The sequence below is a fragment of the Candidatus Clostridium eludens genome (genome assembly GCF_045310515.1).
GTDB lineage: Bacteria > Bacillota > Clostridia > Clostridiales > Clostridiaceae > Clostridium_B > Clostridium_B eludens.
Window position 1 is genome coordinate 1 of sequence record NZ_JBJHZX010000048.1, and the last position, 13,371, is coordinate 13,371.

Here is a 13,371-nt window from a genome sequence, read left to right on the forward strand (position 1 = left end):
CTTTTTCTAAAGTCTTTTCTATTATTGTTTCGTTGCTTTCTTGCTCTTCTACAATCAATACATCTCTGAGGCTCATTATCAAATCCTTTTTCTTTGTAAAAATCTTGTTCGCTTTCAGTAAATACGAATTCTTTTCCACAATCTTTGCAAACTATCGTTTTATCTGCCATTTATACATACCTCTTTCTTTTAAAATACCCCCTAACGGATGGACACAATATGTCTAAAGAAAGGTTCTGCATAGTTCCTTATCATATTCTTGTTAGAGGGCGAATTTATTATAACATTCTTTGGAAATACACAGGATTAATTTTTTGTAAAACAATGGTTACCTTTTATGTCCGACAATTAATAATAAATCAATACAATAAAAAAACAAAACCTAGCGGGAGTTCCCAATAGATTCTTTTACTATATTTACTTATAAAAATTATATTAGCAATCCCATATTTTGTTGTTTTTCACAAAATCTAAAATATTTATTACATGGGTTTCACATCACTACGCCATTTTATGATCATAATTTCGAAGTATTATTTTCTTACAAAATAAATTTACATGAAATAAGTACCATACAATAAATATTTTAGGAGGTAACCAAAATGATAAAACTAAAGTATAAATTAATTTCAGCTGCGATGCTTGCAGCACCATTACTAGTAAATACAGGAATTGCCACAACAGTTCATGCGTGTGCTAATACTCAACCTATAAGCTATAGCCAAACTTGTTACTCTTTTGATAGTCTTGAAGCTAAACTAAATGCTTTAGTGGCAGAAGGAGTTATATCCAAAGCCCAAGAAACATCAATATTGGATCAGTACTATTATGGTCGAATAGGTTCTAGAGCAAATTTAGACGCTGAACTAGATGCTTTAATCTCATCAGGAGTTATACCTCACGGTAAAAAAGCACCAATATTAAATGCATTTGCTGGTTGGGGTTCTAATTGGTATATAGCAGTACCTAATAGTGGAGGACATAGTACTTCAGCACCATTACCTAATGGAATAAACCACAATACTCCATTACTTAACGGAATAAGCCACAGTACTCCTCAACCTAATGCAATAGGTCAACCTAGTGGCATAAACCATAATACTGGTGCTCAGCCTAGTGAAATAAATCACAACGGTGGTAATCTTAATAAAAATACCTCAAAACCTAGTGGTTCAAAAGCTAACGTCCAAGCACCTAGTGGAGTTAATCAAAATACTCCACAACATAGCAAAACCAACCGATAATTACACGAAAGATAATTCGTTTTTAACATTTTTAATACCTTTTAAATGGAGATACACTTATGTGTCTCCATTTTTATATTATTTAATTTCTGGTTATGTCTGGTATTAATATTTGAAATTTACTCAATAATAGTTTTATGCTTCCTTATCAAATTCTTCAAACTCAGATAAAAGAACATCGTCCTCTAAAGTAACAACAATATTGTTATTGCTTACAGCAAGCTCTTGTTTATCTCTCCATACTGCTGGCTTTCTGTTCTTTAACCAGAATATTTGAGCTGTAACACTTGGCCTTTCAAATCTTCTAACAGTGACAACATCACCTTTATTGGTTACGACTTCTTCCTCGTATTCAAAACCTAAAGCTGATTTAAGCAATGCGTTTTCTACTGCTAGGTCAACTACTTCTTTTCCTTTTTTTAGAGCCTCAGAGAACTCGGAATATTTCTTTTTATACTCATATAACGTATCTGCGTTAATACCCAAATTATGTGCAATTTGTTCATTCGTAAGTCCGTCTCTTGCCCATCCTTCAACTAATATCAAATTTTCTTTAACATCATCCCATTTCGATTTTCTCACTTTTATCCCTCCTCAATTTGAAATATTATAGTAATGCTATAAAGCCGTATTACACCACTTTAAAACCGTTTTACCGATAAAGTATAGTGATTTACATTCCCTGTTTTATTCTTTAAATATAAACGATTTGCAGGCTATTTTTTCTTATCTCCTGAGATAACAGTATACCCCGGATATCTTTATTTGAATATTTCAGAACACTTTTAAGATGTTTTTCTGCCAATGCAATAATTTCATTATGCTTCAATACATCACTTCATCACAATAAATATCTGGCAGCAAAACTCATTCTCTCTATTGTCCCGGGGATACTGTGGACTGATTGCCTTCTTTTTTGAATGTACACTTCTTTTGCCTTCGCTGCTCCCCAAGGCGATCTTCTTATTTTACCTAGAGCTGTATGTTCAATATTGTTAATCATAGATCTAGTGACATTGTATACTTCTCCAATCTGGCCACAAGTCATACACTTGCAATTGTCCCAACCATAACGGAGCTTTAATATTTCCCTTTCCTTCAAGGTATTATATTCGCTCATAACTTCTTCAAGTTCTTTATGCAGCTGCTCATTATATATTTTATCCTCAACATTCTCAAAGCTATAGTCTACACCTTCTATATAATCCATAAGTTCAATATCCTCGTCATCACCAATAGGGATATTAAGACTTGTCTCTTCATTTGTGTTATTACTTTTCATGAACCTGTTCATCTTTTGATATATCCAATAAACAGCATACGTAATAAATTTGCATGGCTTTTCAATATTGAACTTATATTTATCAGCTGCAGTAATCAGTCCAATAAATCCTTCCTGTTCCAAATCCTCTTTATCTATCGAATTAGTTTTTTCAGTATAGAACTTATTGGCCAGTTTATAAACTATACCTTTATTAAGCTCCACAACCTTATTTAACGCCTGTATATTTCCACTTTGATATAATTGTACTAATTCTTCATTAGTCATGTTAAATCACCTTAATACTCAATTTAATGGTTTTATTGTGAGTGGATTAAAATTTTACATACTATGCCTAAACTCTTATTTACTATAAAATAAGAAGCACGGAAACCAGCTCAATCCAATTAATGGATTCACTAATTTCTCACCCCTCACCACATCTGAGTTGCCAATGTACTTCTTGACATAGTTTGTTTACGCATCTTTCTTCCAATTTCTTTCATTACAATTTGAGCTATTTCTTCTGCTGATTGTCCTGGCTGAGCATTAATAACAATAGCTCCAGCCTCTATAGTTACATTTCCTGAAGAAGAACTACCGCCATTAATTATATCTTCAGCTTGGCTTAATAGCTGCTTTGAACGATTGTTTCTCTTTAGTGGTATTGCCATTTCTGCCACTTTGCCTTCCCCGAAGATTGAGGGTTGCGTTGCTATACCCCCATTTGCATAACCGACGTAGCCTCCACCACTCGCCATGCTTCTTATACCTGGTGTATTGAATATAGAACCATAATCATGTTGAATAAGTTTTATTCCGGTTGCTATATTACTTATAGGATCATAAATGTTATCCATGCCAGGCAAATGATAGTCCGACATGTTTTCATCAATTAATTGCATAAGTCCTTTACTTGGATGCCCTGCAGCTGCGTTACTATCCCAAAGATTTATACTCATTGGATCACCGCCAGATTCATGTTGAATAAGGGTGGCTAGAGGACTGAACCAATCACTTGAAACACCGGTTAATGCCATAGCAGCTGTTATCCATCCACTTAGATTTCCACTGACTGCACCACCTGCTGCGCTTGTCATACTTCCTATCCAATTAGTAACAAAGCCTTCCATATCTTTTGAACTCATACCATTTACAAGACCCTGCATGAGATTAGTTCCCATGCCATACATAACCTTAGACGGAGAATGTATACCAAACCCACTCTTAAACTGCTCTATTACCTTATCTGTAAGAGTCTTAACTATATTTACTAAATTATTAGTACTGTCTTGAATACCTTGGCCTAACTGCTGAACTACCTGCTGACCATAGGTTAAACTTTGAGTTCTTAAGTTTGTAAATATAGTTTTTACATTTGTGCTCATATTGGTAGTCGGCGTAGTTACAAGGTTTGTATTATCTGTAATGCCTTTCCCGAATGTTTGCAACATATCTGGACCATATGAGGCCGCGTCGCTTAATGGCCCTTTATCTGGTACGCTAAAATGAATTAATTCCTTTATTTTTGTAGCCATATCCGTTACGGCATCAGTTACGGTTTTTGTATTATTATTAATACCTGTTGCTAAATTTGTAGGGATGTCTTGCCCCCATTTAGTGGCCTGGTCTGAAATTCCTGAACTGCCACCACTATTTAGTATCTGTCCTATTTTATTATTGGGAATTATCTGTGAGCCTGATGGCAAATTTAATAATTCTGGACCTTTTTCTCCTATCCATGTCAGACCTCCAGACCAGTTGTTAGTGCCTTGTGCATTTCCGGGTATACCAGTTCTGTTTACAGTTGTTAAATCAATTCCTGTACTTTTCCCGTTAGAACCTTTAACTGTAACCGTTCCTGTTTTTTGAGTGCCTGTTGCGTCGCTCCACTTACTCAACCAGTCTATTGCAGTTTTAATTCCTTCTGCAAGATCTTTAAAAATTTTTACTGCCGCCCCAACTACATCAAGTATTATGTCAAAAGCTCCTTTGACTATTTTGCCTATGACCGGAAAGGTTGGAGAAATAAAGTCCCACAGAATTTTTAAAATTGGCAATAAATCTTGTGAAAATATAGTCCAAGCCGTAGATACAACATCAACAATGATTTTAAACACATTTGAAATAATACTTTCAATCTGGGGCATATGTTGTTTAATCCAGGAAAATAAATCAGCAAGTATAGGCAGTATATTCTTTTTAAAAAAATTCCAGACCTCTCCACCAACTTTAATGATTTCTCGGAATACAGACGTAGCTACCTTTTCTATCGCAGGCATATTGCTAACAATCCATATAAGTAGTTTTTCAAATATAGGTAATATGTAGGTATTTACAAACTTCCATATACCCTCAAAGGCTTCCGTGATAGTCTTTTTCATATTACCAAAGTTAGATGTAGCAAAGGTTTTTAAGCTATCCCAAATAGCAGTTACTTTAGTTCTAAAATCTGAATTAGATTGCCAAAGTTTCACAAATGCCAGTACTAGGCCGCCTATAACAAATATGATAATGTTCATTGGTGAAAATAGTCCCATAAATGCACCACCTAGAGCTCTTAAAGGTGCAGTTAACCATCCAAATACTTTACCTAGGGCTGTTGAAGGTCCGAGGAACTTACTAAATAAAGAACCAACCTTGCCCAGAGAACCTGATATTGTGCTAATTAGTGGTTTAACTAAAGTTTGACCATTCATAAATGTAGCTAGTATCGGACCTGATAAAGGCTTTAACATTTTTAATCCTGCAGTTGATAGTACTTTTCCTAATGGACCTATTGCTTTACCTAAACCAGTTAAAGGAGTAAGCAACCAACTTCCTATTTTGCTAAAATTACTTTTACTAATAATTCCTAATGGATCAACTAATCCTAATAAAGCTTTTTTAACTAAACCTAATCCTCCTGCTAATGATCCAGATTCTTTAAGCCAACCAAAAGCACCTCTTAACACTAACAATGGTCCTATAACTAAAGCCGTTGCTGTAGCAAAAGTTAAAAACTCAGCAGCTAATTTTGCTATTTCCGGATGTGCCTGTGAAAATTCTTGTACTTTATTTACAATATTATTAAGCTGCATAAAAATGGGATTAAGTATTTTTGCCAATGCTAGCCATATGTCAAGCTTTATATTACTTATGTTGGTACTAAGCTGCATCATCTGTCCTTCAGGAGTTTTATTTATATCCTCCTGCATCTGGCTTATTGATTTCATGTCTTTCATTTGTTTTTCAAGTGCATCCAGTTGCTCTTTACCTCTAGGAGAAGCTAATATTTCGGCTATACCCATACCTTGTTGACCAAAGGCATCATGAGCGAGCTTTGCGAATTGCTCTGGATTAAATTTATTCCTTGCTTTAGATAATTGATCAATTAAATTTGCAACACCCTCAAATTGACCGTTTTTATCATATATCGTATTCGCAAGTCCTAATTGTTTTAATGCTGCTGTTTGCTTACTATCCTTATTTCCACTTCCACTCATTAGTCCAGGGATAGTTCGGAGTATCATGTCTGCCGATTCTGTACCGCCAATACTACCAGCCAACCCAACTCGGTTTGCCAATGCTGACATCATAAGCATATCATTTGAGCTTACATTCATTCCCGAAGTCCTAGATGCCACATATTTAAACGTATCTGCAAATTGGCTTGAATCACCTGGTTGCAAAAAAGTAGCTTTATTATACTTATCTAAAAAACTTAAGAGTTGTTTTGGGTCATAAGCTCCAACAGTATGAGCTGCTTCCACTGCCTGTTGAATAGAAGTATTAGGATCAGCTCCTTTACCAAGCTTTTGTACTTCTGCAAATTGCGTAAAAACTGGCAATGTAGTATTTAACTGGTTAGTGTTCAATCCAGAGGTAGCTAGAAGCTTTGCAAAATCTTGCGTTTCACTTATTGAGAATATTCCTTTGCCAGAAGAATTACGAATAGTATTATTAATTCTATCCATTTGATCCGCGGTTGCTCCTAATGTATCTTTTATGATAGTGGCTTTTGTTATAAAGTTATTGGCTTGCTCAACACCGTTTTCCATTACATGAACTAAGGCGGCACCAGCAAGCGTAATGGCACCCCCGGCAAAGGCCATATTTTTGAAACCATTCATTCTTTCCTGGACTGCCTTAGTCTTCTCATCCAGAATACCTAACTGCGTTGCCATGGATGCGATGGGTCCACTCATTCTATCGACTGCTGAAAAATACACAGCCAGTTCATAAGCTTTTTCTAACACTGTTTACCATCTCCTTTCATTTGTTACTGTCAATTGTCTTTAATATAAACTTCATACCCCTATGCTCTGGAAGCACGGTGTCTATGTTTTTCAATAAATCTTCCCTTACGCCAGAATCTTCCTTAAATCTTTTTAAATAATAGTGATATAATGCTGTATAAAAAGGGGCATCAACTCCTGGCGCAAATTCTTTATCGTCTCTAATTTCAACACCATAGTAAAAAATTAGTTCTAAAAAAGTAGATTTCTTTTTTGTTTTTACTATAGACGCTATTCGTTTATATGGAATGCCCATTAAAAGAGCGAATTCAACATATGATGAAACTCTTTCGTACAGCACTAATGAAGTTACTAGTGATTTACCTACCCTTGATAAACCATCTTCCAGGGCTTTCACATCTTTATGTGATTTATTTACATATAATTTATTTGCTTCTTCTAATGTAGATATGCTTTTTTTCACTTGATTTTTAGTCCGTTTCAGCTCATTGCTGAGTGAAATTTTATTCATATATAATTCACCTCCAGGTATTTTATGATACTATAACACTAATACATCAAGTAAAATCAATGTTTCCAGGATAGCTGTCCATCTTCACCAAGTACTAAAGTTGGAGATTTCGGTTTTAGTATTTCATCTGTACCAAGAGCTTTTTGAATAATGGTAAATTGCTCTGTTAGCAGTTCCAAGCATTTGAGTCTAACCAGTTTAGATGCTTTTTTCGTGTAAATACAATCCTTGCAGATATCTGTAGACCATGTCTCATCTTCAGCAAAAGGATAACACGGAGTTCCTTCTATTTTGCTGCATTCGTCCAAAGCATTTTCTATACTCAGATCAATCCTTTCTTGTATTAGTTGCCTTTTTTGTTCAAAAAATATTGATATAGTACCACATATAAATCCAGAATCTTCAATGACGGGGGACATCTCTACCTTTTTAATACAGTTTTTATTTATGATTTTTCCATTTATTTCTATAAAGTTATTCATTTAAACTTCCTCCTCACCTAAGTTTTATTATAGTGCCACTTCATATATATCCTTGCTTACATACAACCTATCTTCTAGCCTACTTATTCCATCAATCATTTGATTCATACTGTGTTTTTCACTTGCCGGTACAGATACATAGGACTGATACATTGCTACCAGTAAGAAAGTAAATTTCAATGAATTCCGGTTTATAAACATGGTATGAACGAATGTTATATTGTCTATTTCCCTATCCCTAGTACATACTTCTCCCATTAAGCAGCTCAAATTATATTTTTTCTCAATTCTTAGAATAACATCATCAATTTTTCTTATATTCATATCATTTATAGTTAATTTTTCCGTATTGTTACTCCTTAGCTTAATTCTCCCTTACGAGTACCCTTTCTTTGGGTACTCGGGTACTAACTTGGGTACCGTCTCAACGCCAGTAAAATCAATGCATTAAACTCTAAAAGTACCCAAGTACCCATCTTTTTGCAAAATTATTATCATTTCATTTATGCACTATATGTTTTTTTATTTTTCATTTTAAACTAATATTAATAAAACTTGGGTACTTGGGTACTTTTTAAAGCTAATCCTTTTAATATCAATGCTTTGAGTGGGTACCCTTTTTAGTACCCTTTTTTTATGCCTTGGGTACTTTGGAAAGACAATTTTCACCAGTTTCATTTAATTTGATTCCTAAAAATATATTTTTAAATTTACTATTATTTTTCTTGAATTGATTTTTGTATTGGAATCCTCTTTCTTGAAGTAACCTATTGGCATCTATTTTGCCACATTCATGTTTTGCTTCTCTTTCGTCGATCCCCAACTCATATATACAATATCCTATATATGAATCATACAGATTTTTCAGTGTATCAAATTCGTTAGGGCTTGGCTCGGTACAGTTGAGTAGCCAATTTTCAAAGTAGCTATTGTCGGCTATTACACTTGTCTTGATAAACTGAACTTCATTTGGAATCTGTAGTACATAATCATTTCTTAATAATTTAAGCAATCCATCTAGAGCAAAATTAATAACTTCGGGCATTTCATTTTGTATTATCTTATCTACAAATAATGGGTCATCCTTCGCAGTACCCCTTATTTTCCGCTTGAATTTAACAAAATGAAGTCTATCAAATATTGCATTACTTTTGTCATTTATTTTAGGTATATCATTAAGCGCCATTATCACAGCTAAATTTAAATTTAATAGTACAGGATCTTTGTTTTTCTTATCCGACGTAATGCTCTCTCCGAAGATTAGTCTCTTCAACCTGCCACAAGTTTCTAATTTTTTCCCAGAATCTTCTGTATTTAATATACATTTTTTAGTAACTAAATACGCTAGTGCAAACCTATCTTCTTCTATAGTTTTTAAATCATAGGAGCTATACAAATCACCCATCATGGCTTGTAGTGGCTCGATAAACGAACTTTTGGCAGTTCCCTTTCCTCCTACTACAATTAAAGCCGCTTTCATTTTATGTGCATTGGGCATTAAGCAAGCTCCAGCAAACTGCTGCAAAAATTCAACTATTTCCTCATCATCATATAAGGCATACTGTAATCCTTCGTAATAGCTTGACTTTTTATATTCGACTTTTTTAAAATCATAATTAAATTGATTGATTGTGATTATTTCCGGTGTGTGTTCTAACATTTCTATCCCGTCTTTAGTTATTTTTAATAAACAATTTTTAAAATTAAGATATTGATTATCAACCTTCACTTCTTTTATGACAGTTTCCATTATGTGACCTAATATTTCATTTTTAATTCTGCTGGTATTGAATCTATCTTCCAGATATCCGCTTACCAGTGCTTTCATTTCCAGTTCATTAAGCAATTTATAGTAACCAGTCTCATAATGGAAAAACCCTTCATTTTGCGTAAAAATTATATCTTCACACTTTAATATCAATCTTGCTAGTTTTACTGTAATTAACTTACTGCCACTGATATATGTATTTGTTGGTCCAGTTTCTCTTATGACATCCATGAAGGTTTGTTTGTCCAAATATTTCAAATTCAACAGGTCTGTTATATCCTGTCCAGATTCTTTTGCGTATTCTTGTATTGGGAATATCTTAAATGATTTTATGTAAGGCCTTAATCCGTTTATAACTTCATTTTGGTATCTCTGTCCCGGCAGGTCATTATCAGGAATGATTATAATATTTTTATTCTTAAATAGACGACAAATGTATTTATCATATTTAAAGCCCTTCAGGCTTGTTGCAATTAGTCCTAACTTTATAAGAGAATCTGCATCTTTTTCACCCTCTGCAACAAAAATAATATCAGACTTGCTTCTAGCTAATTTGTATAAATTATATGGGAGTTCTTCTCCTTTTCTCCTGCATTTCACCTTATCATCTATGATGGAATAATATCTGCACTGCTTCCCTTCACCTGTTTTAAACTTCACTTTGTAATATTTGATTTCGTTTTTCAAATTTCTATATTCGTATTTTTCAATGAATTTAAAGTCTTTCATTTCTCTTATATGTTCAAGTTGCCATTTTATAAAACCTATAATATCCATATATTCAATATCTTTTAATTCAAAGTTAAATCCCTTATCATTCAAATATTTTACAGCTTTTATGTAATCAAAATTTTTATATTTTACTAAAAAGTCAATCACATCACCATTTTCCCCACATCCGAAGCATTTAAATTTTTGCTTTCCATCTTTTCCATAAATTTTAAATGAAGGTGTTTTCTCTTGATGAAAAGGACAGCAAATGCTATTGTTTCTATCAAATTTTAATCCTGTTTCAAGTTCTATTATACTTTTTAGTTCTTCCACTGCTCCCACCACGCTTCTTATATTTCTTGTATTTATCTAAAGAAAAGTTCTTCAATTGACGCTCCAAGTATTTTACTAATTTTCTTCATTTTTTCAGGTCTTGGGAGCAATTTCCCTCTTTCGTAAAGTGATATAGATTGTCTTGATACTCCAATTGCAGCTCCGAAGTTTTCTTGATTATATCCTTTTTCAGTTCGTTTAAACTTTAATAATAAGCCTTGTCTCATTTTGCATCACCTCTAAATACAGCAAATAATATTTGATACTACTAATATAATATTCAAAATATTATTTGTCAATCATCCAGTTTAAATTTTATTTTGACAAATAACACTTTCAATGACATAATAATTCTTAGGAGGTGTCGACTTTGTTCAGAGATAATCTTAAAGATATAAGGAATAAGAAGAATATAAGTCAAAGAGAACTAGGGAGGCGTATAGACAAGACTGGTCAATACATATCTTATTTAGAAAATACGGAAGACTCAAATCCTAGTCTAGACGTAATATCTGCTATTGCCAAAGCTTTAGGAGTTTCAATAAGTGATTTAACGGAAAATGCTGAAATTAAAACAGCAAAAGAGAAGAAAGAACGTCAGGATATTTTGAAAAAATTAGAAATTAAAAACGATACGGATTCACTACCTATAGATGAAAAAGCATGTATATTAAAATCTATAGATAATTTGCATGATGCTCTAATAGAATTTTTTATATCAGGCGCAGCAGCACATAATATTGAAAATTCTAGTTTGAATGGTGAAAAAATAACAATTAAAGCCCTTAATGACTTTGCAAAGTTCTTGAATGTTGTTTCACAGCTATATAAAAACTCTGCCCATGAGTGTACAATGAATGGCTTAATGGCAAGTATAAGCTCACTCCAGACTTATACCTTTATGAATCAGACTCAAGACCCAATAGATAACCCAGGTCTCGCTGATGTTGAGAAAAAATTGAATGAAGCTCACGACATATTAGACCATACTCGTAGTGCATCTAAATTGAAAAGTTGCCTGATAAATTACTTAATTTATATGGGGAGAAATTATGCCCCTAAGGACGAATTAATATGAGCCTTTCAAGTAAAGTAAAACCATGCCCTTTAGCTTCCAAGATAAGTCAGAACTAAAGGGCGTTTATTTTCTAGTATTCATTAAAGTATTTAGGCTCTATGCCTGCTCTCAAAACATTTCTCATAACTTCCACTACAGTTTTATCTTCCTCTACAGCTTTTCTCTTCATGGCTTTAATTAAATCCTTAGGCAGCGCATATGTACGCTTTTCCAGTTCTTCTTTTGACCTTGGCCGGCCTATTTGTACTTGCTTATCAGGCATACTACCAACCCCCTTATTAATATTATATCATGATTTAAACAACTTAAAATATAATTATATATTAAACTTTAAACAATACAACTTCGCTAAATTTCCATTTAGCGAAGTTGTGAGATGATACGAAATGCCCATTTAGGCCTTGACTTTACTGGGTTTACGGTATATTATCATAATTTCAATTTTACTTATAATTGTTTTGCAGGTCTAATTGAGAATGCTAAATGAGAATTTCTAAACAGAAATGTAAATATAAGCTTTAACATTAAACCTTTCATAGAACCATTTTAAAGCACTTTTATATAATTTGGGTATAAATGTATGCTTAGTCATCTAAACCATCCTTAGTAGCCTTCTATGGCTTTCTTGAAATCATTCTTCTTTATGGAGCTATAAAAACGGGGTATGATTTACAAAAAATTACATATAATACACTTGGATACTAATATTATGAAAGATGGTGTTAGAATCAATAAATGTATTTCAGTAATTATAAAAAACAGTAAATTAGCAGAAGAGAGTAAAGGCAAGGCTGGACACGGAAGAACTAAAAGAATAGAAAGTATAACTCATATGAGTGAAAAAATTAAGTGTTTTAGAGATACTCTAAACCATAAGTATTCTAAGTATGTGGTGGATTTTGCAATAAAAAATAACTGTGGTTGCATTCAAATGGAGGATTTAACGGGATATAGTAACGGTGTTACAGAAGCTTTCTTAAAAAATTGGAGTTATTATGATTTGCAGCAGAAAATTAAATATAAGGCAGAGGAATGTGGAATAAAAATGAACTTCGTAAATCCTAAATATACATCCTTACGTTGTAGCTCCTGCGGTAATATACATAAAGAAAATAGGAATTGTAAGAGTAACCAGGCTAAATTTGAATGTACCATTTGTAGGCATAAAGAAAATTCTGATATAAATGCAGCTAGAAATATTTCTCTGCCAGATATAGAAGATATAATAAAAGAACAATTAAAAAGCAAATAATTTTCTAGGTATTAAAGGGCAACTTAGTGTCCTAGAATCGAGTAGTACCAACAATCCTAGCTATGTTAGTATGGCAACTCTCGGTAAGCCTCAACTCAGTTGAGAAGCTCTGTGCAGATGCTAGTAATAGCAAGGCGTATAGAAACATATCAAATTTAAAAATGGCTAAAATACTGTGGTTAGGAACTAACGTAAGATATGTTTAAGTCTGTCATCTATGTCTACACCACCCTTGCCACCAATTGTTAGGAGCTAACGTAAGATATGTTTAAGCAGAACCTGGCTTTTAGATAATTCAGCAGTTACCATAGTTAGGAACTAACCTGAGATATGTTTAAGGTACCAGTTAAATTCCATTATGCTTAATTGGAGCGTTAGAATGAAATTAGAAAAGTCTTTTTTAAGGCCTCGGAAAACTCGGAGGTATTTCTCTGCCTTATAAGTTTCCATAAAAATCAGAAAAACCAAATTGGCTTCTAAGAAAGTTATTGAA

13 protein-coding genes are annotated in these 13,371 nt (G+C 33.3%); 3 read left to right on the top strand and 10 right to left on the bottom strand.

The window, feature by feature from the left end; genetic code table 11:
* Nucleotides 1-170, bottom strand: a 170-nt coding sequence (locus tag ACJDU8_RS21515; RefSeq protein WP_406794265.1) for a zinc-ribbon domain-containing protein, incomplete at its 3' end; no start/stop codon positions are given.
* 432 nt (nucleotides 171-602) lie between these two features.
* Between ACJDU8_RS21515 and ACJDU8_RS21520 the strand changes: the two genes are divergently transcribed.
* A complete protein-coding gene (locus tag ACJDU8_RS21520; RefSeq protein ID WP_406794232.1) occupies nucleotides 603-1,244 on the top strand; it encodes a hypothetical protein in 642 nt (213 codons plus the stop codon).
* 135 nt (nucleotides 1,245-1,379) lie between these two features.
* Here ACJDU8_RS21520 and ACJDU8_RS21525 read toward each other — a convergent pair whose 3' ends face one another.
* The 8 genes from ACJDU8_RS21525 to ACJDU8_RS21560 all read right to left on the bottom strand — a co-directional run bounded on the left by ACJDU8_RS21525 (nucleotide 1,380) and on the right by ACJDU8_RS21560 (nucleotide 10,775).
* On the bottom strand, nucleotides 1,380-1,826 hold the full coding sequence (locus ACJDU8_RS21525) for a transposase (RefSeq protein ID WP_406794233.1): 447 nt from the start codon (nucleotides 1,824-1,826) through the stop codon (nucleotides 1,380-1,382).
* A gap of 259 nt (nucleotides 1,827-2,085) precedes the next feature.
* Nucleotides 2,086-2,793, bottom strand: coding sequence for a sigma-70 family RNA polymerase sigma factor (locus ACJDU8_RS21530; protein WP_406794234.1), 708 nt, complete (start codon nucleotides 2,791-2,793; stop codon nucleotides 2,086-2,088).
* A 146-nt stretch (nucleotides 2,794-2,939) separates the two neighbouring features.
* Nucleotides 2,940-6,743 (bottom strand): phage tail tape measure protein, encoded by a 3,804-nt coding sequence (locus ACJDU8_RS21535; protein WP_406794235.1) that lies wholly within the window; start codon nucleotides 6,741-6,743, stop codon nucleotides 2,940-2,942.
* Nucleotides 6,744-6,759: 16 nt separating this feature from the next.
* The gene (locus tag ACJDU8_RS21540; protein WP_406794236.1) at nucleotides 6,760-7,254 is read right to left on the bottom strand and encodes a hypothetical protein; all 495 of its coding nucleotides are present in this window, start codon (nucleotides 7,252-7,254) and stop codon (nucleotides 6,760-6,762) included.
* A 56-nt stretch (nucleotides 7,255-7,310) separates the two neighbouring features.
* Complete coding sequence (locus ACJDU8_RS21545; RefSeq protein WP_406794237.1) at nucleotides 7,311-7,736, bottom strand: hypothetical protein; 426 nt, start codon at nucleotides 7,734-7,736, stop codon at nucleotides 7,311-7,313.
* A 27-nt stretch (nucleotides 7,737-7,763) separates the two neighbouring features.
* Nucleotides 7,764-8,060 carry a hypothetical protein gene (locus tag ACJDU8_RS21550; protein ID WP_406794238.1) on the bottom strand — a complete coding sequence of 99 codons (297 nt, stop codon included), beginning with the start codon at nucleotides 8,058-8,060 and terminating at the stop codon, nucleotides 7,764-7,766.
* A gap of 310 nt (nucleotides 8,061-8,370) precedes the next feature.
* Complete coding sequence (locus ACJDU8_RS21555) at nucleotides 8,371-10,548, bottom strand: phage/plasmid primase, P4 family (RefSeq protein WP_406794239.1); 2,178 nt, start codon at nucleotides 10,546-10,548, stop codon at nucleotides 8,371-8,373.
* 32 nt (nucleotides 10,549-10,580) lie between these two features.
* Nucleotides 10,581-10,775 (bottom strand): helix-turn-helix transcriptional regulator, encoded by a 195-nt coding sequence (locus ACJDU8_RS21560; RefSeq protein WP_406794240.1) that lies wholly within the window; start codon nucleotides 10,773-10,775, stop codon nucleotides 10,581-10,583.
* A gap of 143 nt (nucleotides 10,776-10,918) precedes the next feature.
* On the opposite strand from ACJDU8_RS21560, the gene ACJDU8_RS21565 reads away from it, so the two are divergent.
* Entirely contained in the window at nucleotides 10,919-11,626 is a 708-nt protein-coding gene (locus ACJDU8_RS21565; protein WP_406794241.1) for a helix-turn-helix domain-containing protein, read from the top strand.
* Nucleotides 11,627-11,696: 70 nt separating this feature from the next.
* On the opposite strand, the gene ACJDU8_RS21570 is transcribed toward ACJDU8_RS21565, so the two are convergent.
* Complete coding sequence (locus tag ACJDU8_RS21570) at nucleotides 11,697-11,888, bottom strand: hypothetical protein (RefSeq protein WP_406794242.1); 192 nt, start codon at nucleotides 11,886-11,888, stop codon at nucleotides 11,697-11,699.
* A 447-nt stretch (nucleotides 11,889-12,335) separates the two neighbouring features.
* On the opposite strand from ACJDU8_RS21570, the gene ACJDU8_RS21575 reads away from it, so the two are divergent.
* Nucleotides 12,336-12,878 carry an RNA-guided endonuclease TnpB family protein gene (locus ACJDU8_RS21575; protein WP_406794243.1) on the top strand — a complete coding sequence of 181 codons (543 nt, stop codon included), beginning with the start codon at nucleotides 12,336-12,338 and terminating at the stop codon, nucleotides 12,876-12,878.
* The last annotated feature ends 493 nt before the right edge of the window (nucleotides 12,879-13,371 follow it).